At 53.4% G+C, this 26,220-nt stretch carries 24 protein-coding genes and 1 pseudogene; 8 read left to right on the forward strand and 17 right to left on the reverse strand.

What is annotated here, in order from left to right:
- Positions 1 to 159 precede the first annotated feature (159 nt).
- Together OSC10802_RS0100465 and sigC are read left to right on the forward strand one after the other, a co-directional pair.
- Positions 160 to 1,077 (forward strand): NAD(P)H-dependent glycerol-3-phosphate dehydrogenase, encoded by a 918-nt coding sequence (locus tag OSC10802_RS0100465; protein ID WP_017714811.1) that lies wholly within the window; start codon positions 160 to 162, stop codon positions 1,075 to 1,077.
- An 813-nt stretch (positions 1,078 to 1,890) separates the two neighbouring features.
- Entirely contained in the window at positions 1,891 to 3,138 is a 1,248-nt protein-coding gene (gene sigC / locus OSC10802_RS0100470; RefSeq protein WP_017714813.1) for an RNA polymerase sigma factor SigC, read from the forward strand.
- Between the two features lie 539 nt (positions 3,139 to 3,677).
- Here the strand turns inward: sigC and OSC10802_RS0100475 are convergent.
- The 4 genes from OSC10802_RS0100475 to OSC10802_RS56270 form a co-directional block, all read right to left on the reverse strand.
- Entirely contained in the window at positions 3,678 to 4,889 is a 1,212-nt protein-coding gene (locus OSC10802_RS0100475; protein WP_026098044.1) for a glycosyltransferase family 4 protein, read from the reverse strand.
- On the reverse strand, positions 4,883 to 5,806 hold the full coding sequence (locus OSC10802_RS0100480; protein ID WP_017714815.1) for an NAD-dependent epimerase/dehydratase family protein: 924 nt from the start codon (positions 5,804 to 5,806) through the stop codon (positions 4,883 to 4,885). Before OSC10802_RS0100480 ends, OSC10802_RS0100475 begins: the two co-directional genes overlap by 7 nt.
- Before the next feature lie 5 nt (positions 5,807 to 5,811).
- Positions 5,812 to 6,657, reverse strand: a complete 846-nt coding sequence (locus OSC10802_RS0100485; RefSeq protein ID WP_026098045.1) for a class I SAM-dependent methyltransferase — start codon at positions 6,655 to 6,657, stop codon at positions 5,812 to 5,814.
- A 213-nt stretch (positions 6,658 to 6,870) separates the two neighbouring features.
- Positions 6,871 to 7,122, reverse strand: a complete 252-nt coding sequence (locus tag OSC10802_RS56270; RefSeq protein ID WP_026098046.1) for an MDR/zinc-dependent alcohol dehydrogenase-like family protein — start codon at positions 7,120 to 7,122, stop codon at positions 6,871 to 6,873.
- A 284-nt stretch (positions 7,123 to 7,406) separates the two neighbouring features.
- Between OSC10802_RS56270 and OSC10802_RS38115 the strand changes: the two are divergent.
- The 5 genes and pseudogenes from OSC10802_RS38115 to OSC10802_RS0100515 all read left to right on the forward strand — a co-directional run.
- A pseudogene (locus tag OSC10802_RS38115) lies at positions 7,407 to 8,309 on the forward strand (FAD-dependent oxidoreductase); the annotation flags it as partial.
- Positions 8,310 to 8,649: 340 nt separating this feature from the next.
- Entirely contained in the window at positions 8,650 to 8,817 is a 168-nt protein-coding gene (locus OSC10802_RS48500; RefSeq protein WP_155967257.1) for a hypothetical protein, read from the forward strand.
- A gap of 36 nt (positions 8,818 to 8,853) precedes the next feature.
- Positions 8,854 to 11,481 carry a GTPase family protein gene (locus OSC10802_RS0100505; RefSeq protein ID WP_017714818.1) on the forward strand — a complete coding sequence of 876 codons (2,628 nt, stop codon included), beginning with the start codon at positions 8,854 to 8,856 and terminating at the stop codon, positions 11,479 to 11,481.
- Between the two features lie 29 nt (positions 11,482 to 11,510).
- A complete protein-coding gene (locus tag OSC10802_RS0100510) occupies positions 11,511 to 14,861 on the forward strand; it encodes an acetate and sugar kinases/Hsc70/actin family protein (RefSeq protein WP_017714819.1) in 3,351 nt (1,116 codons plus the stop codon).
- Between the two features lie 210 nt (positions 14,862 to 15,071).
- Positions 15,072 to 16,229, forward strand: coding sequence for a hypothetical protein (locus tag OSC10802_RS0100515; RefSeq protein WP_017714820.1), 1,158 nt, complete (start codon positions 15,072 to 15,074; stop codon positions 16,227 to 16,229).
- Between the two features lie 190 nt (positions 16,230 to 16,419).
- On the opposite strand, the gene OSC10802_RS38120 is transcribed toward OSC10802_RS0100515, so the two are convergent.
- The 13 genes from OSC10802_RS38120 to OSC10802_RS0100580 form a co-directional block, all read right to left on the reverse strand.
- On the reverse strand, positions 16,420 to 17,556 hold the full coding sequence (locus OSC10802_RS38120) for a peptidoglycan-binding domain-containing protein (RefSeq protein ID WP_017714821.1): 1,137 nt from the start codon (positions 17,554 to 17,556) through the stop codon (positions 16,420 to 16,422).
- A gap of 416 nt (positions 17,557 to 17,972) precedes the next feature.
- Positions 17,973 to 18,149 carry a hypothetical protein gene (locus OSC10802_RS52450; protein ID WP_198525030.1) on the reverse strand — a complete coding sequence of 59 codons (177 nt, stop codon included), beginning with the start codon at positions 18,147 to 18,149 and terminating at the stop codon, positions 17,973 to 17,975.
- A gap of 23 nt (positions 18,150 to 18,172) precedes the next feature.
- Positions 18,173 to 18,355 carry a hypothetical protein gene (locus OSC10802_RS48505; protein WP_155967259.1) on the reverse strand — a complete coding sequence of 61 codons (183 nt, stop codon included), beginning with the start codon at positions 18,353 to 18,355 and terminating at the stop codon, positions 18,173 to 18,175.
- Positions 18,356 to 18,698: 343 nt separating this feature from the next.
- Complete coding sequence (locus OSC10802_RS0100535; RefSeq protein ID WP_017714824.1) at positions 18,699 to 19,175, reverse strand: SH3 domain-containing protein; 477 nt, start codon at positions 19,173 to 19,175, stop codon at positions 18,699 to 18,701.
- A 68-nt stretch (positions 19,176 to 19,243) separates the two neighbouring features.
- Positions 19,244 to 20,767 (reverse strand): Ycf46 family AAA ATPase, encoded by a 1,524-nt coding sequence (locus OSC10802_RS0100540; RefSeq protein ID WP_017714825.1) that lies wholly within the window; start codon positions 20,765 to 20,767, stop codon positions 19,244 to 19,246.
- A gap of 236 nt (positions 20,768 to 21,003) precedes the next feature.
- On the reverse strand, positions 21,004 to 21,510 hold the full coding sequence (locus OSC10802_RS0100545; protein ID WP_017714826.1) for a YceD family protein: 507 nt from the start codon (positions 21,508 to 21,510) through the stop codon (positions 21,004 to 21,006).
- Positions 21,511 to 21,633: 123 nt separating this feature from the next.
- On the reverse strand, positions 21,634 to 22,137 hold the full coding sequence (locus tag OSC10802_RS0100550; RefSeq protein ID WP_017714827.1) for a Jag family protein: 504 nt from the start codon (positions 22,135 to 22,137) through the stop codon (positions 21,634 to 21,636).
- Positions 22,137 to 23,294 carry a membrane protein insertase YidC gene (gene yidC / locus OSC10802_RS0100555; RefSeq protein WP_017714828.1) on the reverse strand — a complete coding sequence of 386 codons (1,158 nt, stop codon included), beginning with the start codon at positions 23,292 to 23,294 and terminating at the stop codon, positions 22,137 to 22,139. The genes OSC10802_RS0100550 and yidC overlap by 1 nt, the downstream gene beginning before the upstream one ends.
- Positions 23,295 to 23,495: 201 nt before the next feature.
- Positions 23,496 to 23,897: a PH domain-containing protein gene (locus OSC10802_RS0100560; RefSeq protein ID WP_017714829.1), complete on the reverse strand. Its 402-nt coding sequence runs from the start codon at positions 23,895 to 23,897 to the stop codon at positions 23,496 to 23,498.
- Positions 23,887 to 24,294, reverse strand: coding sequence for a ribonuclease P protein component (gene rnpA, locus OSC10802_RS0100565; RefSeq protein WP_017714830.1), 408 nt, complete (start codon positions 24,292 to 24,294; stop codon positions 23,887 to 23,889). Before rnpA ends, OSC10802_RS0100560 begins: the two co-directional genes overlap by 11 nt.
- Positions 24,295 to 24,338: 44 nt before the next feature.
- Entirely contained in the window at positions 24,339 to 24,476 is a 138-nt protein-coding gene (gene rpmH, locus OSC10802_RS0100570) for a 50S ribosomal protein L34 (protein WP_017714831.1), read from the reverse strand.
- A 173-nt stretch (positions 24,477 to 24,649) separates the two neighbouring features.
- The gene (locus OSC10802_RS0100575) at positions 24,650 to 25,180 is read right to left on the reverse strand and encodes a DUF2808 domain-containing protein (RefSeq protein WP_017714832.1); all 531 of its coding nucleotides are present in this window, start codon (positions 25,178 to 25,180) and stop codon (positions 24,650 to 24,652) included.
- 52 nt (positions 25,181 to 25,232) lie between these two features.
- Complete coding sequence (locus OSC10802_RS0100580) at positions 25,233 to 25,454, reverse strand: hypothetical protein (protein ID WP_017714833.1); 222 nt, start codon at positions 25,452 to 25,454, stop codon at positions 25,233 to 25,235.
- Between the two features lie 305 nt (positions 25,455 to 25,759).
- Here OSC10802_RS0100580 and OSC10802_RS0100585 point away from each other — a divergent pair, with 305 nt between their 5' ends.
- On the forward strand, positions 25,760 to 26,167 hold the full coding sequence (locus OSC10802_RS0100585; RefSeq protein WP_017714834.1) for a hypothetical protein: 408 nt from the start codon (positions 25,760 to 25,762) through the stop codon (positions 26,165 to 26,167).
- Positions 26,168 to 26,220: the final 53 nt, after the last annotated feature.

The following is a 26,220-nucleotide window of genomic DNA, read 5'->3' on the forward strand; positions in this document are numbered from 1 at the left end:
TCATCCGAGGTGAGGTGCCCAGAAACCCGGTTTCTTAAAGAAACCGGGGTTCTGACATGTACTTCATCCAACTGACAGCCGCTATAAAGGCAGATGACCCGATCGTATCCATCCGCGTTTATCCGCGCCCATCTGCGGTTCAAAATTTAAAATTGAGCAATGCAGCAAACAACTGTCGCAGTGATTGGAGCGGGTGTTTGGGGGACGGCCCTCGCCGGTTTGGCCAGCGCTAATGGCCACCGGGTGCGGCTGTGGTCGCGCCAGTGTTCGGAAAGCCTCGAAGATGTGGCCGACGGCGCTGAGATCCTGCTGTCCGCCGTGTCGGTGAAAGGGGTGAGGTCGGTGGTGTCGCAGCTCCAGTCCGGGCCATTTTCCGCCGGCACCACGATCGTCACCGCGACCAAAGGGCTAGACCCCCAGACCACCTCTACCCCTTCTCAAATATGGCAGGAAGCGTTTCCCTCCCAGCCGGTGGTTGTTTTGGCGGGACCGAACCTGTCCAAGGAAATTCAGCAGGGACTGCCGGCGGCGACTGTCGTGGCCAGTCCCGACGCCGCTGCAGCCGCGCGGGTGCAAGCGGTCTTTTCTTCGAGCACTTTTCGGGTTTACACCAATCCCGACCCCTTGGGAGTGGAACTGGGCGGGACTTTAAAGAATGTGATGGCCATCGCCGCCGGCGTGTGTGACGGGCTGCAGCTGGGCACGAATGCCAAAGCGGCGCTGCTGACCCGGGGGCTGGCAGAAATGATCCGGATTGGCACCCACTGGGGGGCGCAGGCGGAAACCTTTTACGGCTTGTCCGGACTGGGCGACCTGCTGGCCACCTGCAACAGCCCCCTCAGCCGCAACTACCAAGTGGGGTATCAGCTGGCACATGGCAAGACACTGCCGGAAATCTTGGCCCAGCTGGAAGGCACCGCTGAAGGGGTGAACACGACTCAAGTTTTGATCGATCGGGCTAACCAGCAGGGAATATATGTTCCGATTTCCTATCAAGTCTATCGCTTGCTGCAGGGCGAAATTACCCCGCAACACGCCGTTGAAGCCTTGATGCTGCGAGCGCTCAAACCTGAGTGATACGCCCTCCGCGCCAGGGAAGGCCGGCCCCAAACTATTCTGCATTAAATTTGCATAATAAATCACTGTTATTCCGTTTCTCTCGTTACGGTCATTGCCCGTAATGGGCGTCTGGAAGCTCGGCCTTGAAAAAGTTTGCAGTTGGGCTTTCTAGCAGTATTCACTTAGCTTAGGACAGTAGGACAGGCGAGACGCCTGTCCTACGCCTTTTATTGCGTAGGGGGCAGGAGGCGGAGCAAAATGTCTATAATAAGCAAATTAAAAGCATAACAGCTGAATTCTCCCTCACCCCCCCTCTCCCCACTCGGTTTCGGGGTTGGGAGGGTGAGGGCTTTCATGTCTGTCTCGCCGGCCAAAGTGGGATGCTGCGAGCCAGACCGGCTCGTTCGCCTGGGAGAGCGGGCACAGCTTTCTGGCTGCTGTTTCCGTGAGGGTAACAGGTGAGCCGGTTTTAAGCAGTGATCGAGATAACTTAACTGCAGTGATGGAGATTAACGACAGTAGCGAACAGAGGTCACATCCTGATGCTGAGGGGGCTTCTATACTATTGACATGATAATAGTCCAGCCCTTTACTGCTGACAGGATGGCGGTTGGATACCGAGATTGGTGTCGCCTTAAGTAGCTGTCGCTCAATTAAAGCGGATTTAGAATCAGAGGCAGCATCAGCCCAACTAAACCAGCGCCGCAGGCAAGCCTAAGTCAGTCAAGAAACTGTAAGTAGTGTTTGCTCGTTCTGAAGGGCGGGAATAATAAGCGTGAGCGACAGCATGCGCGAGCCTCATTGTCACCCAGATCAACTGAGACGATTGCTATGCCAGGAACCTTCTTCTTCGCTGATACAGACTATGACGAACAACTGAATGCCTCGGGCGTTCAGCCAGACGGCATCGCCGACGATGTTGAGCTAATCGAGGATGGGTTGGTTGAGCTGGAAATGGAGGATGCAGACCCTGTTAGCTTCGGGCAAAATGCCAACCGCCGCACCACTGACCTCGTGCGCTTGTACCTCCAGGAGATTGGTCGGGTGCGCTTGCTGGGGCGCGATGAGGAAGTCTCCGAAGCTCAAAACGTGCAGCGCTACATACGGCTGCTGGAGTTGAGAAATAAAGCAGCTGAGGGGGATGAACTGATTCAGCGCTATGTCAAGTTGATGGAGGCGGGAGACAGGCTGGCTTCTCAGCTGGGGCTGCGCCCTTCTTTAGAGCGCTGGGCGGCTGAAGCAAGGGTTCTGGCTTCCGATCTCAAGCCGATTTTGGCAGGGGGAAAGCGCCGGTGGGCGGAAATTGCCGGTCTGACGGTTGAGGAGCTGGAATTAGTCCAAACTGAAGGCATCCGGGCGAAGGAACATATGATTAAGGCTAACCTCCGCCTGGTGGTGTCTGTGGCGAAAAAGTATCAAAATCGGGGATTGGAACTGCTGGATCTGATCCAAGAGGGGACTTTGGGTTTGGAGCGGGCGGTGGAGAAGTTTGACCCGACGCGGGGATACCGGTTTAGCACCTATGCTTACTGGTGGATTCGTCAGGGCATTACCCGCGCAATTGCTACCCAGAGCCGCACGATTAGGCTGCCGGTGCACATTACGGAAAAGCTGAATAAAATTAAAAAAGCCCAGCGCAAGATTTCCCAAGAAAAAGGTCGCACTCCGACTGTGGATGATATTGCCGGCGAGCTCAATATGACCACCAGTCAGGTGCGAGAAGTTTTGTTGCGCGTTCCCCGCGCTGTCTCTCTGGAAAGTAAGGTGGGGAAAGAGAAAGATACGGAACTGGGGGATTTGCTGGAAACTGCGGATCTGTCTCCGGAAGAGATGCTGATGCACGAAGCGTTACACCGGGACTTGAATCAATTGCTGGCTGATTTGACCAGTCGGGAGCGCGATGTGATTCAAATGCGGTTCGGTTTGGGGGATGGCCACCCTTACTCTCTGTCAGAAATTGGTCGCGCTCTGGATTTGTCTCGGGAACGGGTGCGCCAAATTGAGGCTAAAGCTCTGCAAAAATTGCGCCAGCCAAAACGCCGCAACCGCGTGCGGGACTATCTGGAGTCTCTCAGCTAGGTAGGGGGAGGGCACTGGGCACGCTCGCATTGGGCATTGGGCATTGACAGCTGAATTGTGGCAGTTCAACGAAATGGGATTAGGCAGGTTGAATGGGTTGCACCGGCAGCCGGCTGGCACGCCAAGCTCGGTGGTTAATAAAGCTGTGGGGTGAACCCGCCCCTACCAATCTTCGCTATGCAAGCCGGCTTTTTGGGTGCGTTCCCCCCAAGGGGAACGCTACTTCTGCTGGCAAGAAATGTAATAAATCTTTACAGCCGGTGCGGCGCGCCAGCTTCAGGCCGTCATATTTTTCAGGTAAAATAGGGTTTGTGTCAGGCGAAAATAGAGGCTAGTAGCCAAACAATCTGTCACAGGCTTCACTCTATCTGATCGTCTGTAGTGCGGGAGTGAGATTCCCGCGCTACTCAATCTAGGTGAGGCTTGAAAAATACACTTTTAGCTAGCTCAAAAATTGCGGTATGAAAACACAAAGTAGGCGGCATACTTTTAGAAAAACTATCGAGAAAATTTGATGTTATGCAGATGAATTAGCTCCCTCATTTCTTCTTGCTTTCGTGGCGAACACTGTTTAATCTTCGCACAATTTCCAGGAACTCTTCTCCATATCTTTGTCTCTGATATTGACTAACTTTTCTGGCATTTTCCTCATTTGAAAAGTCAGGCCCAGGAATGAGTTCAGGTAATAAAAGTTTTATTTTTTCTGCCAGGTCTTGCGGAGAATCGCGCCGAAAAAAAGTAGCGTGCGGGGGATTCTGTTCCAGATGAACTGGGATATCTGAGAGAATTATTGCTTTGCCCAGCAGACGTGCATCTTCAACTACTGTACTCCACCCCTCAAATAGTGAAGGCTGAATAACAGCTAACGCTCTCCTCATTAACTGGATTTGCTCTATCCTGGGAATTAGACCAATAAGTTTTACCTGTTCGTCTAATTCGTATTTTTGAATTAATGCGAGGAGCTCCCTGTCATAACCCGGAAAGCGACCATCTCTCAAATTCCCCGTACAAACGATAACTGGCTCAATCTTTTCTTTTTTAAGAAGAGCTAAAGCTTCGATAATAATTTTATGATTTTTATGAACCCAGAATTGATTGCTTACCAAAAAAAAGCGTTCCGGCAGTTTATACTGCTCTTGTACTGCCATAGGATCGGAAACAAACCATTCGGGATAGGGAACTGATCTAAAATTTAGTACGAAAGTTTGAGCTTTACCCCCTGGGTAGAATCTTTTAAAATCTTCTAACGCCACTTGACTGCTGAAAATAATAGCTGGTGCATTATGCCCCATATAGTTAAAGTAAAAATCACAAAGTTTAATTTTTCTTTCCGAAAAAAACTCAGGTAAATATTTGTGCTGAAAATCAGGTATCCAAGTGGCCCAGGCACAAGGTAAGTCCCAGCATAAACCATAAGTTTCATTAACTGGATACAAAAAATCTAGTTGTTCTCGCTTGGCAATTTTAGACAAAGCACCGGCATACAAAAACGGAATTTTTCTTAAAATTTTCCACTGAACCTGATTCCAGAAAGTTCCAGCCAAGTCCTTTTCCACACATAGCTTCTTGACAAACGGCTGCATTTCATTATAAATTTCTGGAGCGGAGTCTGAAGGAACTATTAAGTATAACTCAAGACCTGGCAGTTCTAAGGAAGCTATCGCCTTAACTAAGTTATGAATGTAGATTACTCCTCCCATCCATGTCTTATCGGCTGACATAATAATGCCAATTCTCAAAGGTTTTACCATCCTAATATCTCCGCTCTACACCATTGAACGTAAACCTTAACGCCCCTCTCAAGCGTCACTTCAGGCGTAAATCCTATTTGAGCAATCCTGCTAACATCAGAACGCCAGTTAATTGGATTTCCCACCGCTTGATGCCGGTCAAACTCTACTGGAATATTTTCATTCAGTTGCTCTAACACTAAATCCGCTAATTCCTTAATCTTTATCTCAATCCCACTGGCAAAATTATACACTTCGGCTTCGCATGGAGCTTTTTCTGCCAGCATATAAAGTGCTTTGGCCACATCGCGACCGTGAATAAAATCCCGGCTCTCATCGCCAGTTCCTCTTAATCGCAATACGTTTTGAGTGAGCGCTTTGTAACACATATCCCAGAGCACTTGCCGCCGCAGTCCTGGCCCATAAGCAGAAAAAATACGAACGATCGCAGTTGGCAGATTATAAACTTTGAAAAACTCCGCACAAAGCTGCTCAGAAATCAGCTTGTGGAACCCGTAAGGAGAGATGGGATTGGGATTTTGGCTCTCCCTGATCGGTAAAGTCTCCGGGTTGCCATAAACAGCCGCACTAGAAAGATAAATAAATTTACATTTAGGAGCGTATAGACGCAGGTTATCTAGAATATTAAATGTAACAGCAACACTGGCGTTGAAGTCTGCTGCTGGATCTATCACTGAGATATCGACTGAAGCTCTTCCAACACAGTGAATGCAAACCTGAGGTTGCACTTGTCGCACAACACCAGCTAAGTCAGTGGAGGGCAAAACCAATGGATGATAAGATAACAAATCTGGCTTGGGTGCATTTTCCGGCGGACGAGTTCCCAAACCCACTACTGACCAGCCAGCTTCAGCAAACTGACGGGCCACATATCTCCCGATAAATCCTGTGACACCAGTGATCAGAACAGCTTTCACAATTTTTATGGCTTAAGAGCAACGAATGAGTAAAGACGACCAGGCGTTCTATCGAGCCAAGAACGAAAGCGACCAACAAAAGATACAAAACTTCTTTGAGATGCCAGCCAGTTTGCCACGGATTTTCCCAGATATTTTTCTAACCAGGCAGCTATTTTTTCTCGGTTTTGCGAGCGGGTTGTAGGAAAATAATTGATGACAGATTCCGAAGGCCCATACACCTTTCTCAAAACCAGTCCAGCTTCACTTATCGCCCGACAATACTCTCCCAGTAAGAAGGCATTCTCCCCCCCATAGAATGAATGCAGAGGATGAGAGCTGAGAAAAGCCTCCAAGTCTTCTGGCTTAGAGATAACGTGTTCGCGAGTGGCTATAAATACACCACCTGGACGTAAGACTCTTGTCGCCTCCCGACAGAGCTGACCCAGATTCGCCGCGTGGTGTAACACCTGACGACAGTGCACTATATCAAAACTTTCATCGGCAAAAGGTAAAGTTTCAGCGAAGGTTTGTTCTACAATAATATTTAAATTAGCTTGTTGAGCTAATTGTCTAATCGCCCCAGCTCCCACCGTTAAACTGGCATCTGGTTCCAAGGCCGTAACTGTACATCCTGAACTAGCAAACGCATAACTTGATATCCCATTTCCTGCACCCATATCCAACACCTTTCCAGGCATCCAAGGCTGCAACACTTCGCAAACAGCTTGCCATTCTTCACTGTCGGCAAATCGTTGAGCTGCTGCAAGTAAAGGATCGTCGTAATAACAAGCTTTTACCAATTTTTCCCTTTGGGGCTGAGACTTCAACCACTCAACTGCTTGTTCCCATGTTAAAAATTTAGCGTTCATCTTCCGGTATCTCTCGAAGAATGCTCTCTGGATTATCTGCTACTCTTGTCCAATACAAAAAAATATTTTGTGACGGCTGAATCCTATCTCACAACAGAGCCTTTGCCAATAGTCGTTCCCCTTCTCAAAAAATGTCTTTATATAAATCCATGCTTTTCTCTCCAGATTTACAGGTTCAATGCCTGCCTCAGACCAATCTTTTGTTCCATTGTTTCAAATTATTCTTGGCCCAGCACCCGTCACCAACACCGTTTCTCCTGGTGCTACCTGAGCTTTTTTCACCGCCTTCAGACAGGAATTCGTCGGTTCGACAAAACTCGCCTGCTCAAAACTCACACCATCGGGCATCGAAATCAACCCCCCGTTTGCCACAATAGGGCCCGGCACTTTCACATACTCGGTCAAACCGCCACTGCTGGGCGCAAACCCCGCCGCCATCGTAATATTTTTATCAACATCACACATCGAAGAATTCTCATTCAAACAATAATGTCCCAACTGTCTCGGGGCCAAAAATGCGCGGAGGCTCATACAGAGGATAGCGAATTTTTTTAATATCCGACTAGCATAGGCCCACTACCCGCACTTGCACCAGAACCTCATCCGGCCCAATCTCCGGCACCGGCACCTCTTCATAGCTCAGTTGATTGACCCCTCTGAATACCTGCGCTTTCATGCTCCTCTTGTTTTACCCAGTGCCACTACACTTTATCAAAACTAAAAAATTTTTGCACTAGAGATTTTCCGCGATCGACGAATTGACTGCTGACATTTTAGTCGTTGGTGGCGGCACCGGCGGCACCGCAGCCACCCTCCAGGCCGCCCGCCGGGGGGCCAAAACCATCTTAGTCAGTGAATGGCCCTGGCTGGGAGGCATGCTCAGCTCCGCCGGCGTTTCCGCCCCCGATGGCCATGAACTGGCCGCCTTTCACACCGGCATCTGGGGTGCCTTCCTTCACGAACTCCACCGGCGGCAGACCGGCGGCTTGGACAGCGCCTGGGTCAGCTTTTTTACATACGACCCCCGCCTCGGGGCCCAAATCTTTTCCGACTGGGCCGCTCTCGAACCCAACTTGCACTGGATTGCCGGCTGTCACCCCAAAGAAGTCCTGCGGCAAGGAAACCGCATCACCGGCGTCCGGTTTAGCGACTTCACCGTCCGGGCCCAACTGACCCTGGACGCCACGGAACTCGGAGATTTACTAGCCCTAGGGGAAGTTCCCCACCGATGGGGCTGGGAATTGCAATCCGAGTGGGGCGAACCGAGCGCTCCCGCAGCGGCCAGCGCCCTCACCGACAACTACCCCGTGCAGGCACCCACCTGGGTTGTCATTATACAGGATTTTGGTGCCGGTGAGGCAGCTCCCGAAATTCCCGCCCCACCCCTGGACAATCCCGACCAGTTTGCCGGCTCTTGGGATGGGTACACCCCAGAACAGTTCCTCAATTACGGACGCCTGCCTGGGAATCGGTTTATGATTAACTGGCCACAAAAAGGCAATGATTACGGCTCAGGTGCCGGACGCCTGATTGAATCCGAAGCGGCGCGGCAGCAATTTCTCCAGTCAAGCCGGTGGCACACCCAAAGTTTCGCCCGCTTCATCCAAACCCAGCTGGGCCGCCGGTATGGCTTGGCCGATAGCATCTTCCCCTGATCTTACTCCCCGGGTGGGGGAGCCCAGGCTAAAGGTCGGCAAAATTGCGGCAGCCGAAACGCCGCAACCGCGTGCGGGACTATCTGGAGTCTCTCAGCTAAGTAGGGGGAGAGCACTGGGCACTGGGGATTGGGCATTGGGCACTGACAGCTGAATTGCGGCAGTTCAACGATATGGGATTAGGTGGGTTGAATGAGTTCCACCGGCAGCCGGCTGGCACGCCAAGTTCGGCAGCTAATATAGCAGCAGTCATATTGGTTAGGGCGTCAGTGACCTAGGGAAAAAGGCGTAGGGCAGGCGTTCCCTCCGACCCTCTCGATCTAATGTCCTAACCTAAATGCATACTGCTATAAAACTGTCGGGTGAGCCCCCCTACCAATCTTCGTTATGCCAGCCGGCTCAAAGGGTGCGTTCCCCAGGAACGCACCCCACTTCTGCTGGGAATACATGTAATAAATCTTTACAGCCGGTGCGGCGCGCCAGCTTCTGCTCGCCTGATTTTTAAGGTAAAATACTGTTTGTGTCAGGCAAAAACAGCCCTATGGAACCAGACAAACTGCGACGATTTAAAGAATATGGGGAGTCGGTACTCCAGAAACTGGACTCGGTGCCAATGCGCCCGTCTTTGCAAGAAAACTGGGTTCCAGCCAGCCTTGATGGCTGTCTGGATCGCCTGCGGGATGCCGCCAACAAAACCGTCGAACAGGCTTCTTCCCCCGTGAAAATCGGGGTGATGGGAGAGTTCAGTGCCGGCAAAACTTTGCTGCTGGGCAGTTTGATTGGCTATGCGGACGCTTTGCCGGTCAGCGCCAACCCCACCACCGGCAATGTCACCGCCATCCACATCGCTCAGCAAGACGGCTTACACACGACGCAAGTGCACGCATTTAAGGTTGAGTATCTCGACCGGCAAGGCGTTAAAGACTGTCTGCGCTTCATGCTAGAAGAAGCGGAAAAACGGGCTGTGGCGGCACAACTCCCATCACAGCAGCTGGCGGCGCTGAAAAGTTTGAACCCTCAAGACGCCGGTGTTTGGGACGGTTTGCTCAGCTTTTGCGAGGGAGCGTGGAACAGCAGCAAAAATTTGGAACTGCGCTATTTGCTCCGGGAGCTGGTATTATTTGCTCGCACCTATAACACTTACGAAGCTGCTATCACCGGCAAGAGCTACGAGATAGATGCCGCCACGGCACGGGAGGGGCTTCAGCTCGCTGATGCGGCAACCGACATTCAAAATCTCAGCTTCAACAGTTTGCCACCGGCACCGCCGCGATTGCAAAATCCGCCAAAGGATCTGACGGCTTGGTTATTGAAAAATACCTTCCCCCTGATCCGCCGCATAGAGGTGTGGGTCAAGGTATCAAAGGAAATCTGGGATCTCTCTGCAGTCAAAGGCGTCAATGAATTCGTTCTCCTGGATTTTCCCGGATTGGGAGCGGCAAATTCGGGAGTTCGGGATACCTTCTTGTCCCTGCGCGAATTAGAAGAAGTGCAGACAATTTTGATCCTGCTCAACGCCCAATCTCCGGGAGGGGATAGAGCCAATCGCATCTTCACGATGATGCAGCAGCGCAAACCCGGACAGGACTTGAAAGATCGCATCCTGGTTGGCGTGGGGCGCTTCGATGAACTGCCCCTGCAAAATGAGGGGGGCGAAAAAATTCTGGACGAATTGATTGGGGAGGACGGTTATTTTGACGATATTTTACAGTTGGGTGGCGAGCCGGTGACGGAAGAGAGCGTTTTGGAAAAATTGCGGGTTTTGAAAACAACCCTAGCCGGCGCTCAAGCGTTTACAAACCAAAAAGACCGGATTGTTTTGCTGTCGCCGCTGTTGGGGCTGGCGGACTTAGCAAAACGTGCCGGTGCGGTGAGAGCCGGCTCCCCAGAGTTTTTGGCGAATCTGGACTATCCCGGTTACTTGGATCAGTCCAAACGGTTGCGCCAGAAGTGGGGGAAATTGAGCGAACGGCTGCAGGAATCTGACTCGCGCAGCACCCTGGGGCGACAGCTGGGTTATTTCGCGCAAGATGGCGGTATTGGCAGATTGCGGGAATTGCTCCAGAAACACGTAGCCGATCACGGACTCAAGCAACTGTATGAAGACACCCGTCGCGCCGCCGGCGCTTTGCGCCAGCAGCAGGAGAGCCTGAAAAATATAGTAGAGCAAATCCACCAGCAAGGCATACCGACAGCAGAAACCCCGGGGTTTAACACCTTGCGCCAAAGCATCGACAGCCTGCTGAAAACCTACAGGGAGTTTCAAAATAATTTAGGCAAAAAGCCCCTGCAAAACCGCCAGGGGGTGGCCGTCACGGAGGTAGTCAGGGACGAACTTACCTTTCGGATGTCTCAGTGGAACAAGTGGAATTTGCTGTTTCAGAATACTGAGAATGGCATCATCAGATTGCCAAAATCAACCAGCTTAATAGACGAAATTTTTCGCGATCTTGATGCGGCTGAAGAGATTGGCATACCCACCAAAAGCGACGATTTTTACCCGCCTTTTGAAACAACTGTCAGAGAGCTGGAAAAATTTGCCCGCGATCGCGTCCGAGAAGCTGTCGCTGATTTGTTGAGCGGACTGTCTCACAAGGTGCGGGAGGAGCGAACTAACCTGGAAGAAATCCTGCCGGCGGAAAAGCAGAAGCCGCTGTTTGCGCAGCTCCGGGAGGCGAACACCAACATCCGCCCATTGCAAATTCTCGTTGGAGGTGCTAAACAGCCGCAAATCTGGCAGGAAGGCATCTTCAGAAAATGCGAACTTCAAGAGAACAGTCCGCCCACGATTAACCCGGAAATAATATTTCCCCTGGCGCGTACCGACAGCCGCAGGAGTGGCCAAACTTTTGAATGGGGGCGGGACAGTCAAACCCAAACTCAACCTCGACCGTTCAACCACCTGATGCTGGTGCTGCGGCTGCAAAATGAAATGATTGCTAGCGCCAGACAGCAGCTTGTCCAGTATGTGAGCGAGAGAAATCAGCTACTGAACAGCATGCTGGGAGAATTACTGAGTGAAATTATTAATAATCTGCAAGCGCTGTTGCAGAATGAAGCGTTGCTGAGGACTGTCGCTGCAGAGGATGGAGAAGCCAGGGGTTCCGCTCCTAGCTGGTTAAAAAGTCTGTCGCATATCGCCTCGATTTCTGACTCAGAGCCAACCTGAACCATTTCACTTGCCCCAAAGGAAATAAGATGCCTGTTGAAATCCGGCTTGTGCCTCGTTTTATACTGCGTACCGTCAGCAGTGACGATAATACTTTGCTGCTTCCCGCCATCGAACTGGCTCCCGGGGGAGGTAGCAATTTCCCCCATATTTCGCGGATTGTTTGTTCTGTCAGGGGAACGCCGCCAGCGCTGGCGGCGCTGATTCAGTCCGCCTATCCTGAATTTAGCTCTCCCACCGCTATCAAAATTTACAGCCCGCAGCGATTGAGGCAATCTGAGTGCCGGCTGAATCAACCTTTGGGTGGGGATGTTAAGTGTACGTTGCAGGCTGTTGTGGAATATTTTGATTCCGACGCCGAGGGCAATCCGCTCCTATCTGTGCGGAAGAATATTGCTGCGACCTGCCTCCTGCTGACGCCGGAAGCCTCCCCACAGCCTGAAGCACCGGCGGTGGAACCAAATCCCCCTATTTCTGCTAGCGATCCCCAGTCTCAAATGAATCAGCCACAAGTAAGCCAGATCAGTTTTCCTGGCTGGTTCGCTGTCGATTTTGGCACCTCGAACTCGACGGTGACGCTTTTCGATCCCAAAGTGGTTTCTCCGCCGGACAGTTTGCCAAAGGAGCAGGAACTGAGGTTGCGCCAGCGGTTAGCGCAATGGGTGAGGGAGCCAGCGGCTGCTGCGTTGCCGAGCGCGAGCGCCAGCGAATGGGAAAACTTTCTGGCTGAAGTTAGCAAAAACCTGGAGATAGAAGATTCAAGCCGGTTGGGCGATATTTTTTCCCAAGGGACGAGTTCCCGTTTGCTGGAAGCTATCCGCCAGATCGAACTCTGTTTGGGCAGCCGCAGCGAGATGTTCCGCCGCGCCGCAAGAATTCGGCTGAATAAAATCTTCCACGAAGCGTTTCGCATCCCGCCTCTGGAGTGGCAAAGTCTGATATCGGTAGAGCTTGACCTCTTGCGCCGCGCTATTGAAATTCCCAGCGAGTTACAAATCCTCAGTCTGGAGAATCCCTTGAGGGTGTTGATGGGGGAGCGAGTCAAACAGAACAGATTTAACGCCATCGCAGAGGGTGCGAGCAGTTCCGTAAACGAGATTATAGGAAAGTTCCACCACTCCCCCAAACGCTACTTTGGCCAGGAGCGCTTCCTCAAAGTCACTCTGAATGGACAAGAGGACACCATTCACATCAACCAGCTCATCCAAGCTGCCTGGGCTCATCTCATCGAGTTAACCGAAGAGTGCCGCAAGCAAAATCCGGGGCGGTTCGCTGAGGGGCGGTTCAGCACTGCAGTGGTCACTTATCCCACTATTGCCCCACCAATGGTGCGCCGGTCTGTCGAGCAGCTTGTCAAGAACCTGGGCATCCCGGACGTGCAAACCGCTTACGATGAGGCGGTTTCTGTGGCAATCTTTTTCCTGTGGCGAGAATTCGGCGGTGATTTGAATATCGGGATCGAGTCCTTCAAAACCCGCTGTCACCGGCAGGCGGATAAATGGTCGCAAAATGTGCTGGTTTTGGATATCGGTGGCGGAACGACTGATATCGCTTTGATGAGCCTGACCCTGGAAGAGATAGACCCGTTTGAGAAAAATGAAGACCGAGGTCTTGGGGGGCGCTACTATGTCCTGACTCCAAAACTGCTTGGCTCTTCTGGTCATTTGCAGTTGGGCGGCGAGTTAATCACGCTGCGCATCTTTCAGCTGCTGAAAGCTGCCATAGCCGACTGTCTCCTGACCGCCGTTACGGAAGGTCGCCTGGAAAGCGAAAAGCTGGAGGATGTAACCAGGAATTTAAACGATCGCTTCTTGGTAATGGGCAAATTCCAGAAAGGCAAGCTTTTGGAATGCGTGGACAAGGAAAACCTCTACCCGGAAAGCGACCCCGCCTGCAACGACGCCCTGGATGATGCGGAGAAAGTGCTGCCCACTCGCGGGAAACAATATCCCTCTCGCCTGCAAACCTTTTACACGCTCTGGGCTCATGCTGAGGATGCCAAACTCAAATTGGGCCAAAACTCTCACCCCGAAACTACCTTTGTCCTCTCCGAGCCGGAAATATCTGAACTGCTGGCACAAAGCGACATTAAAGTTTCGCCCAATGACCCGAATAGCCTGCGCGTGGAGCTAAATAGGGAGCAATTTGAGCGGGCTGCTGCTCCAGCTGTCAAGGAAGCGATCGGCATCGCCAAAGGACTGATGGAGAACAGGTTGGGCAAGTCGGATGAAGGCAACCCTGATTCTAGCACAGAAAAAGTCGATTGGTTAATTTTGTCTGGAAAAACCTGCAATCTATCCCTGGTCAAAGATGAGATTTACCAGGAATTTAGCAAGTCCAAGTATTTCGTATGGAATGAGGAACGGATTACCTTTGTTCCGGAATTTACCAAGCTAGCCACCTCGGCGGGCGCGTGCTACGCCGAAAAGCTGCGGCGGCTGATTTTTGACCCCAAAGAGTCCAAGTCCATGCTGCGCAAGGGGGCGAACCAACTCTACATTGATGTCAAAAACTTGTTTTATTATCTGCCCTGCTCGTTTATCCTGGAAACGATTGGGGCGGGAGAAACAATTTTTCATGCCGGTCAAGAACTGTATCAACTCGCTCCTGGCGATGCAGTGGCGAAGGTTCGCAGTCCGTGGCGGGGAGCTTCTTTATCGAGTATCATCAAACGTCAGGACTATAAGGACATGACCCCGCAGCTCTGGGGGAGCTTCAATGGCAAAGCGCTGGCGGAGCGACTGGGAATGAACGAGTTTGAGTTTCGCGACCAAATCAAAATCCAATTTGAGATTGACCACAAGCTGGGGTTCAGCCTGCTGCTTTGCCGGGGAAATCCCCATTACTTCATGGCTGCCGGCGCACCCAGTCTGGATATGAAAAAAGCGCTCGGACCGGCAGCAGTGATTGTTGATGACAAGTTGGCCGGCGATATTGCGATCCATGTTCAAGAAAGCGCCACGGCTCACCAGACTGATGCCGAGCATTTAGTCTTTGAAGCCGGCTTGGACTACAGCGAGTCTCTCAAAGATTTTCGCTATGAAGACAAACAGCAAGGAAAGGGTTTAATCAGCGCTCCCTTACCTGAGTTCCCCCGCAGTGGCAAGCAGGCTTTCTATTTCCGCAAGGGGAAAACCGACCCCTGGATCGAAATTGGCCAATTGAGCCGGCCTGACGGCAAAACGGAGTACATTTGCAAATATTACGTCACTCTCGACGACAGAGGCATTCTGCGGCTGCACCTCGGTGAGGTGCCCTACTGGACATCCGACAGGGCGGAAGTCCTCAAAGAGCAAGAGGGATGTGTTTTTCGCGCTGAACTGGAGTTGCAACCCAATGATATTGATCAAAAGCGCGACCCGTTTTGCGGCAAACATTAATTGAAAATCCCTGTTTTGCTTTCCGTAGGGGCGGTGCGGCACGACCGCCCCTACTGTAGCGATTATAATATAGCGTTTATATTTGAGCTGTGAAAAGGTAGAAACCCGGTTTCTCAAAGAAACCGGGTTTCTGGACCCGCTCTCACAAATCATTTATAACCGCTATATAAAGCCCACGGCAAGCCAAACTAAAACCTGGAGGAGATATTCATGCAGGACCTGCGCAAGCTATTAGAAATAGACAGTTCAGATTTAGCCCGCACACTGCGGTTTGGCTTGCACGGGCTGCAGGCTTCTTTAAAGGTAGCGCTGGCAGAATATGCCTCAGATCCAGGAGCGAGCGCCTGCGCGGCTCTGCTGAGCGAATTGGAGCAGTTATTGGCACCGGCATCCCCACAAAAACCGCCAACTGAGAATATTCTTTTCCCCCCAAAGGATGATTACCCCTGGGAGGTGTTAGAGCCGGCACCGCAGACAAAACCGGCAGTATCGCGATTGCTGAACCGTCTCCGCGATGCTTTTGTTTCCGATCTGGAACTGCGCTCCTATCTGGGAGATTTCCAACTTCAAAGCAGCACCGACTCGGATTTGTGGGGGGAAATTCAGCGAAAGTTGCTCCGCGTTCCAGAAACTTTGGCGAAGTCTTGGCGGGAACGCGCTCTCGCCCTAGCGCAGGAAGCCGATGCGAAACCAGACACTAACTTCTCCCTCAAAGTTCCTTTCAGTCGCGACGAAATTCTTTACCCAGGGCTCACCGGCTCTGTCATAGCTAGGGGGCTTTGTTTGTCCGCAAGCGTTCCAAACGATGCGCGAATTGCAAAGGGAGCGCTGGAGGGGGACCTGTCTTTCCTCGCCGATGTTGTGTCGGTTTGTTTAAAATTCATCGAGCTGGAGCCGTCTTTGCAGCACGCTTTTAAGAGGGTTTATCGCTTCGGCGTCAAATCTTTGAACTCACTGGAAGAGCAGTCTAAATACATCGCGGCGCTGACAGACTGCTTCCGCCGCTACCGAGAGACGGAGGCGAATCCAGATCCCGTGCTGGCGCTGCGTCACCGGCTCGATCTCGACGAGGCAATCAACTCTTTAGTATTCTTACCGCCGGCTGAGCGCGACTCTTGGTGGGGCAAGCTGCAGCTGGAATCGCGGCGCACACTCAAGCATGCCGCCGAGAGGGCGCTGAATGCCGGCTGTGACGTGCGTCTCCGCCAGCTTTCGGGATTATATGCCGATGTGTGCAATTTGTCAAGAGATGATTTTGAACTCGACAGTGGTGGCATTCCCGGCGAAGTTGTCGCCTGCCTGCGGGTTTACGCCCGAATTGGGCAAGAAGAATTGCCCGGTCGCGTGCTGTTTCGCTCCTTGCGGTAGCGCCGGCTGGGTCTGTGGGACAGGCGAGACGCCTGTCCTACGTCCTAACCTAAGTGGCTGCTGCTATAAACAGAAACCTCGTTTCTAGCCTCTTTGTTGCGCGATCTTTCGCTCCTTTCGGCAGCGCCGGCGAACAGTCAAAAGAAACCGGGTTTGTTCAGTTTCCCAGAACAAACCCAGTTTCTCGCTGTCAAAACCGTTTGACTAAAATGTCTTTACTGCTGACACCGTAACGCTTTTGAGCGGCTTTAATTGCAGCCTGGGTTTGAGAGTTCAAGCTGCCATCTAATTGCCCCCTGTAGAAGCCCAGGTCTTTCAGCCGCTGTTGTAAAGCCAGCACGTTAGACTTGCTGGCATTCGGACTGGGGATGGGAGAGACTGGAGGCGGCGGCGTCGGCATCGGGGGCTCCAGAGCCACCCGCAGCGCATTCCAGGTTTGCTGGCCGACAATCCCATCCGGTCGCAATCCATAATCTCGCTGGAAGCGGATCACAGATCCCTCAGTGCGGGCGTCAAAGTACCCATACACCGGCCCGTCATAGTAGTTTAACTGTTGCAGCCCCGCCTGCAGGTCACTGACCGGCAGGCCGGTTGAGCCTTTCTGCAGGAGGTCGCTGGGGCTGCCGCCGGTGTTGGGGTTAGGCGCACTGGGGCCAGGAATATTGGGGCCAGGAGCCGGTGCCCGGCCAAGGTTTGCCAGTGCGGCGAGTGTGGCTGAATCGGCAATTCCGCTAGCGGTGAGTCCCTTATCTTGCTGGAAGCGGATGACACCTGCTTCGGTCAGGGAGCCAAAATAGCTGGTGAGCGGGCCGTTATAGTAGCCGGCGGCTTGCAACCGTGTTTGCAAGTCTTTGACATCCGAACCGCTGTCGCCCTGTTTGAGGGCGCGGCTGCTCGGAATTGGGGTGGAGTTCGGGTTCGGCGCTGCCGGTTTTTGACCGCCCAGTGCGACTTCTGTCTCTCTGCCCACAACTCCATCCGCTGGCAATCCCTTGGCTTGCTGAAAGCGAATCACAGCGGTTTCTGTTAAGGAGCCAAAATAGCCAGTTATTGGCCCGTCGTAGTAGCCGGCGGCGGCTAGACTTTCCTGGATAGCGCTCACTTGAGCGCCGGTATCGCCTCGCTGGAGTGCTGCTAGGGCGCTGCCGGTCACACTCAAAAGACCCACAGACAAGGCCACGGACACCCAGCGAATAGCGGCTCCGATGGCTGGCTTTTTCCTGTTCAGTCGCTGGAACCAGTTCAAACCTCCGGAGGCAGGAATCGCTTCGGCGGTTTCCTCTCTCTCGCGGGCGACCGCTAGTTCCAGATAGGCAAGGGTCTCCATAGTTTTTTATCTATATAAAGAACTTCCCTAAATAGTGTTACATCTTTTCTGCTACTAACTCCCCCTAAATCTTTGATCTGGGGGGATAATCAGCGGCGGTTAAATGTTCAATTCCTGATAGAGATGAATCAAAACTGCACCCGCGCCAACAAGTAAAACAGGGCTTGCTAGTTATTACATCATATCATATCCAGCTCTGTCTTCCTTGTGGAGTGAAACCCCTCTTTTCCCCCATAGGGCGCAGGGGTGGCGTGATGGGGAATTCTTTATCCCGCAGGGGCTTTGCTTGTCGCGCTGGGGACGGGAGGCACCAGAAGCCACCGGGGGTGGCGGGGCGACCGGCGAGCCGGCAAAAAATCCCGCCTCAGGTGGGGAGGCGGGATTGCAGCCAGCGGGTGCGAGCTCTGGCACCGGACTCAAACCAGTCCCAAGCGCTGGCAGACGAGGGCGATTGCTACGGCCAAACCCGTAATCCCCAAAGCGATCAGGGGGTGCTGTCCTTGACTGATGGCGAAGGACGTGACAATCCCGGCTCCCAAAGCGGCGGTGACAGCAGCGCCTACCCAATCGCTATTGGAATTTCTGTCGTGCATATTGAATATCGAGGGTTGAGTTTTTAAGTGCGGATGAGCCATCCTACCATCCCCGAGCCAGCCAGTTGAACCGCTGAGCGAAGAATTGCAATTAATATATAAACTTCGCCACATTTCTTAACATTGTGTGGGGAGGGGCGGCTCCCCTGACTGCCGCGCTCCCGAATTTGTGGGGGGTTGGCAACAGCAAGTGATTTGCGTTCCATCTTCCAATCTATGCTATACTTTAGTCAAGACAGTCACCCGAACCTGAAAACCAAAGGCGAGTGGCTGCTCTGAAAAGCTCAAGACAGTCATCTGAACCTGAGAACCTTTGGCGGGTGGCTGCTCTAAAAGATGCCACAAAGCCTGAAACTCAGGCATGAGTGGCCTTCAAGCTAGTTCAATTGACTTCTTCTTAAAAGAAGGTAGGCAATATCATGAACTTTGCTGCTGTGTTCGCGGTATTTTCCTGTGGGCATGGGTTGATACGCCTTGGTTGAGAGAATCTCTCAGCTTATGTATTTGCTGGCAACTGTTAAAGGTTGTTAGCAAAAATGTATCGGATATCTATTCTGGGATGCGCTCAATGTTGCCGGCCTTAATCCACCCTTCCACACCGCCGTCGTCCAAGCGCACCCGCTGCCATTCCTTATCACCGCTTTCTTCGAGGACGACAACGGTTTCGTTGTATTCTACTCCTCCGACGCTTGCGGATTCAAAGTTGGCACTCTCCCGCACAAGCAGACCTTCTTGCCAGATAACGCGAGCTCGGTAGGCTCCCGGCGGTAGGGGCTGGGCCGACGGTGACGGTTTGGGGGCCGGCTGGGCTGTATTTGCCGCCACCGCCTTCACCTGCTTGGGAGTATTTTTGGCGCTCGGTGCCGGTTTAGTGGGGGCCCGCTCCTCTTCAAAAACGGGCCTTTCCGGCTGTGATGAGTGTTTGGCCGCCAGGTAGATGGCTGCGGCGATGCCGCCACCTGCCAGGAACGCCAGGGCCATGATCACGCCCAGCATAAACTGCAGTGCTAGAGAGAACTTGTTCATAAACGCTACTCAGTCAAACCGTTGCTTTATTCGCTGTTGAAAAGGTGGCTCCCGCCAGACGCGCGCTTTCAATCAGGGCCCGCCGGCTGGCTCTGAATCCGGCGAGTCAAACTGCTGTACCTGGAGGCGAGACGGGCTTTACCGGCAGCCGCCCAGTCCTGCAGGAACTTAATTTGCTCAGAGGCGGTGCGAGCTAGGGGCACAATCTGGCTGGCAGCTTCTAAAATATCATCTGTGGTGAAGTCTCGGTTCTGGCTGAATCCAATATGCATCGCCTCTATCAGCGCCTGCTCGATTTCCGCCCCGGAAAAATCTGGCGTCTCGTAGGCGAGCCGGTCTAAATCGTAACTTTTCAAATTGTGCGGGCGCAAGCGGGACAGGTGGACGTCAAAAATGGCGCGGCGCTCTTCCCGGTCGGGCAACCCGACAAAAAAGATTTCATCAAACCGGCCTTTTCGCAGCATCTCGGGCGGGAGAGACTGGATGTTGTTGGCGGTGGCCACCACAAACACCGGCGAGGTTTTTTCTGCCAGCCAGGTAATAAAGGTGCCAAAGACGCGGCTGGTGGTGCCTGCGTCCCCTCTGCCATCCACACCGGCAAATGCCTTGTCTATCTCGTCTATCCACAGCACGCAGGGGGCGAGGGCTTCTGCCACCTGAATCATCTGCCTGGTGCGGGATTCCGACTCCCCCACCAGCCCGCCAAACAAGCGCCCCACATCCAGGCGCAGCAGGGGCAAGTGCCAGTGGTGAGAGATGGCTTTTGCGGTCAGGGACTTGCCGGTGCCCTGGATGCCGGCCAGCAGCAGCCCCCTGGGGTGGGGCAGCCCGTACTGCCGCGCCCGCTCTGAAAAAGCGCCGCCGCGCCGCAGCAGCCAGTCTTTTAAGTTATCCAGCCCGCCAATGTCAGAAATTTTTTCGCTGGTGGGGTAGAATTCCAAAATTTGCGTCTGGCGGATGGTCTGGCGCTTTTCTTCGAGAATCAGCTCTACGTCATCCGCTTCCAGCTGCCCGTGAGTGGCGATGGCTCTGGCGAGCACTCGCCGAATCCGCTCTACCGTAAGCCCTTGACAGGATCGCACGATTTCGTCTAAAATGCGCGGCTCTAAAGATTTGCCGGTGGCGGCGAGCAGGCGCTCCACTTCGGTTTTAATTTCCGGGGCGGCTGGGAGGGGAAACTCCAAAACGGTCAAGATTTCGCTGAGGTCTTCTGGAATCACCAGCTGCGGCGAGACAATCACGAGATTTTTGGGCTGGGATTTGAGCAATCTGGCCAGATTGCGGAGTTTGCGGGACACCGAGACATCTTCCAAAAAGCGGTGGAAGTCGCGCAGGATAAAGATTGCCGGTGCGCCCGAGGGCAATTTTTCCACAAATTCCAGCGCCTGCAGGGGATTGCGGCGTCCAAAACCGAGGTCATTGGGGTTGCCCTGGTAGCCATCGACAAAATCCCAGATATAAACGGCTCTGTTTCCCAGTCCTGTCGCGCACTGTGCGATAGCGGCTTCGACTCGCTCTTCTTCACGAGTCGGGATGTAAATCGCGGGATAGCGAGCTCGCAGCAGCAGTTCAAATTGATCGCGGAAAGCCATATCAGCTGTTACTTGTTATTGATTCCTGGAGATGGGGATTGGCGAGCGGGTGGCACTGAGCTGAGCGGGGCACTCATTTAAGTGAGTTGCGCCGAAACCCGGTTTCTTTAAGAAACCGGGTTTCCCAGTCTCTCACTAATATGAGAAACGCTATATGAGCTTTTAGCTGAAGCTACGAGCTAACAGCTCCCCCTGTCAATTAACAATTAACAATTAACAACTAAATCCCCACCCTCTTACTGGGGGAGCTGTCCTTTGAGGGCTTCCAAGGCGGCCCAGCGGCGGTCGGCTGCCGGCTCAGCGGCAGGTGCCGGTGCCACCGGAATTCCCGGACACTGGCTTTCGCACAGCTGCCGGAAGGGAATTTCCAGACACAGCTGTTCGTACAGCCACTCGCCCGGGTGGAAATAGCCGTGAGGGGGGAGCGTTTCCACTAAATCTTCGAGAGCGGTTTCCCGTTCTAGGGGCTCCTGCTGGGATTGGTCAGCTGCCACATCCAGCCAGATGAGTTCAGATGGGTTTATTTTCAGGCGGTAATTGAACTGTTTCAAGCAGCGGTGACAGGTGAGGGTAACAATCGCTTCAGCTTGGGCGGAAACTTCCAGATAGTTGCCCTGGTGCTTCACCCGCATGCGCCCCCGGACGGGAGTGAGGGTTTCTAAATCGGGCAGAAACTCTTCAAACTCAATTGTTTCTGTCCCCTCACGCGCTCTAGCCAGTTGGGGGATGTAAATTGCTTCCATGATCCGTGCCTCCTCAAGCTTCCAGACGGTAAGCCGCCAGCGACTGAGCTCACTTATGCCAGTCGGGTGTGAGGCGTGGAAGCCCCCAGACTAGCTCTGAAAGCTGATAGCTGACAGCTTAAATCATCGCAGGCGCACGACCAAACGCCGGTCAGGCTCCTGGCCCCGACTGTAGGTTTCCAAATCCGCCCACTCCTTCAAAAAAGTGTGCACCTGCCGCCGCTCTGCGGCAGAGAGGTCTTTGAGCTCGATCTCTTTCCCCGTCTGGCGAGCCCGCTCTGCGGCGGCTTCTGCCATTTCGCGGAGTTCGGCTTGCCGGCGAACCCGATACCCGTGCAGGTCGATGGTGTAAGAGGCTTGTTCCTCTTCCTCTCTGCCGATGTTGAGCGTGCTGTTGGCGAGATACTGAATGGCGTCGATAACGGTGCCTTCAGGGCCAATTAAAATTTCAATTTGTTCTGGCGTCAGGTCAGTTTCATCAATAGTCAGCCAGTAGCTGTCAGCTTCCTCCAGGCCGGCGGGGCCTGGAGTTGCCGTAACGGTTGCGGGGAGCGAAGCTAGCCGCAGCAGTTCTTCTAACCACTGCTGGCCTCGCTGCATTTTACTTTGATCGCTCATAGATCCCATCAGGCTTTCTTCTTGGAACGCCCCGGTTCAAAGGGAAGTGATTCGCGTCCCTGTCCTTTGGCAGTTTCAACTTTCGTCTGAGCGTCCACAATTTTCTGGAGGTTTTCCGGCAGGGGCTCCCGTGACAGGATAAACGTCTGGACGGTTTGGAATATGTTGGCTATCAGCATGTACATCAGCACCCCAGCCGGCAGGGGAAAGAACAGAAACATCCCGGAGAAAATAATCGGGGTGAGTTTGTTTACAGTATCTTGCTGGGGATTGGCGCTGCTGCCGCTGGCTCCCGGGCCTTGACCTGAGAGGAGCTGGTTGATATACAAGCTGATGCCAAACCCCAGCACCATGCCGACAATATCCCAGTGGATAGTTCCGTCTGGATCGAACGCGCCCACCCGACCGAGGGCGTCAATGAACAGAAATCCTTTGTCAGCCGCTATGCCGGGCACAGTTCCCTGAAGCGTGACATCTCCGGGCTCTAAGGCTTCCAGAGTGCCATCTTCATTGATGCGCACCCGCTCTTCGCCTTTGAGGACCTTCCAGTGGGGGACAATTTTGGTTTCGGGATAGTCTGCCAAAATTGCGCTCAGGGGTTTGCCCTCGACTGTTTGAAAGTCTATCCGGGTTTTTTCGCCAACTGTCAATTTGTTCCCTCCGGGAAGCAGGGCGCTCACCGGCACGTGAACCTTGTCAGCGACAAAAATATTCAGGGGTGGGGTCGTAAAGGCTTGTGGCTGAATCCGCTCGATTTGTTCTTGCGGGAAAATTTGTAAAGAAACGCTGTAATTTGCGTCTGAAAATGGCGAGCCCCGCAAAGTTGCAAACAGCGCAAACAGCACCGGCATCTGCAGCAGCAAGGGCAAGCACCCGCTCAGGGGGTTGCCAAATTCTTGGTAGACTTTTTGCATCTCCTCCTGCTGCTTGGCAGGGTTGTCTTTGTAACGGTCTTGGATCTCTTTTATCCGCTTCTGCATCACCGGCTGGGCCACTCGCATGCGCCGCATGTTGCGAATAGAACCGGCGTTCAGGGGAAAGAGGGCCAAGCGAATCACTAGGGTCAGGGCCACGATGGCCAGACCATAGCTGGGCACGATCCCGTAGAAGAAATCCAGGATCGGCAGCATGACATTATTGGAAAGAAACCCGACACCAAAGTCCATTCGTTCTCATTCAACCTGTACGTTCTGGAACTTTCCGACTGGAACCCACTCAAATACTGGCCAGCACGCCAGCCGGCCCGGTACATCGCAGCGGCTGTCAGCGCGCTACACCCCCGGCTTGAGGCTCTTATATTTGTGGGGAGAGGGAGCCAGCGCAGGAGTCGATCCCTATTTGCTGAAACCGCTCCCCAAGCAGAAGCCTCAACCCTTGGGACTGCCGAGGGCACCGCTCACTCTCTGGGCTTGCGGAGACAGTTTGTCATTGATGTAGGCGTAGGCGTCGCGGAAATTGGGAACAGCTCTCAGTTCCAAGCGACTCCCGTCTTTGAGGGTGATTACCATGTCCCCCCAAGCGCCAAGACCTCGGGGCACAGTGATCACCTTGGCGATTTCCCCATAGATGATATCGCTGCGGTCGCGTCCCATCCAGCCACCGGTCACTGATATGCGGCGATTGGTGATGCGGTAGCGCAGCCAAAGCGCCCGCACTATGGCTCCTACAGTCAGGGGCAAGCAGATGATTGTGAATCCCAGGAGGATATTAATGATTAAATCTCCAACATGAGGGCCCCCCTCGTAGTAGGTTTCCTCTTTAATGCCCATTGAGTACCTCTGCTTGTGCCAACAACTGCTCTAATTCTTGCAGAAGTTGACGATAATTGCACTCCACCGCTGCCGGCCCGACTACGATAACGCAGTCCCAACCGGCTGACAGTCGGGGCAGCAAATGGAGCAGGGCCGCGCGAATCTGCCGCTTGATCCGGTTGCGAACCACGGCGCGCTTGCTGACTTTCTGGCTGATAGAAATGCCGGTGCGAGTCGGCGCAGGGGAGTGGGGTGCCGGCGGCGGCAGGGTTTGGCCAGACTTTTTGGCGTCACGGAATGCCGGTGGGTGCCGCCGGGCTCTCAAGGTGAGGTGAGCGCCGGTGCGGCGAATCCCACCCCGGTATACGGCACTGAAGTCCTGCCGGTGCCTGAGTCGATTCTCTTTGGGCAACACCGCGCTTTTCTTTTATATCTCCATCTTTTGCCGGCATTCCCCCTCTATACTGCCAAACGATACCGCCCTTTGCTCCGGCGAGCTTTGATCACGGCTTGGCCATTTTTGGTGCGCATGCGGGCGCGAAAACCGGACACTCTCTTTCTTTTGCGGCTAGTGCCGTGTAGGGTGCGCTGAGTCATAGCATTTCCTGCGTCGCTAATCTTACGCTTGATAAAAAGTCACAATCTCCAATCTTAGCATCCACAGGACTTGCGCACAACCGTGATAGAAACCGGGTTTCAGTTTGGGGACTGTGGTTGAGAGCCCTGGTTTCTGCGCAAGTCGGGCGCAGTGAGCGCCGTCGCTGTGGGGGCTAGGTAATGCTCAGCATCCAGGTGCCGATGTAGCGCAGCATGGGCACGTCGCCGGGGGTGAGGATCTGGCAGTTGAAGTTGTACATGCCTCGCCGCGTGGGGTTTTGCACGTTTGAGAACACCAGCTCCACATCGCTGCCGGCGGGAATCGGGCTGACGGGATAAATTTCCACCCGGTAATTCTCTCTGTCCCAGACTACCTCTTGCAGCGGCACTGATTTGCCTTCGACGCGCACCTCTATTTCCTTTTTGTCAAATTTTCCTTCGTAGTGATTGGGATAGCTAATGGAGAACTGGGCGATCGCCAGCTTCATTTTTTTTGCTGGGATGCGCAGCCGGTAGCGATCCCACACACCGGCTGCGCCGTAGTCCAAGCGAAAGTTGAGCTGATTTTCTCTCGGAGGGCCACCAAACAGGGTCAGTCCGGGCAACCCCTGGGCCACGGTCATGGCCGGCACGCCTGCAATCAGGCAGCCGCTAATGGCCACAGCAGACAGGAGACGGCGGGAATAGCCTATTACTGACAGCATGGGATCGATACCTCAACACCAGGACGTTTTTAGGGAGCTGTTCAACAGTTTACTAAACTTTACCGGCGGTCAGCTGTTTGGATTGATGAGTAAAATCACGTTCCCCGTGACAGCCCGCCGCTGCCCCAACTTCCAGTCTCCCTCCCGCACCGCGATCCCCGCTGTCCCGCTCGCTCTCACAATCGCCCGCACCGGCCCGTTCCTTCAGCAATACATGCCACTCAACAGCAGGCCGCCGGTTTGCGCCCGCCCACAAGCTTAATTTTTTTAACATTAAAGAAAGAAATTGAAATAAATTGTAACTTTTAGCCGGCTTAAGCGAGGGAACAGGCTCAGGCAACGCCTGCGAACAAGCACCGATGTTTGGCTGCGATATTCTCCTGAGGAATTGGCTCAAATGCTTGATGAGCAATGGTTTGGACGAATGTAACCGCAGATGAAACCGACTTGATTTCCGTGGGGGGATTTGGTATTACAGGTAACATAAGCCATGCTTTTTCACAGGGTGTTGATTAAGAAAAGTTTAAAAATCGGGCGAATCTTGGGCGGAGAAAATACGATGCAAAAAGCCACTCTTGTATGAAAAGCTGGGTAGAATTGCCGGCCCCCAAAAACCCGGAGGAAAATCTGTGGGCACCGGCAGCAGCCGGGAGCCGCCCGTGCCAGCCCCCGGCGGTTGAGGAGCCTGGACAGGAGGGGGAGACGTGGCCGAAGTGGAACGCGCCCCAGCGCGAAGGTGCCGGAGGAAACACGCCCGAGGAGCACCCTGGCAGGGGCCAGGTTGCTCCGGGGCAGCTTTCAGCAAGTGGCTCGCTGTTTCAGCCGGCTCAGATTGCTTCCTGGATGGGCGGGGCAGCCGGTGCGGGGAAACCGCAATCAGAGTCACCGTCTGCCGTCCTGCTGTCAAGAGAATCGCTTTGGCGATCGCCGGTGGCTGAGACTGCTGCAAGACAGCCCGCTGGCACCTGCAGCGTGAAAACGCTTTAGTCCGATCAAGTCCTGTTTCTGTGGCGATGAGTGCGCCGAACCAGAGGAAAGTA

The organism is Kamptonema formosum PCC 10802 (assembly GCF_000332335.1).
Taxonomy (GTDB): Bacteria; Cyanobacteriota; Cyanobacteriia; order Cyanobacteriales; family Oscillatoriaceae; genus Oscillatoria.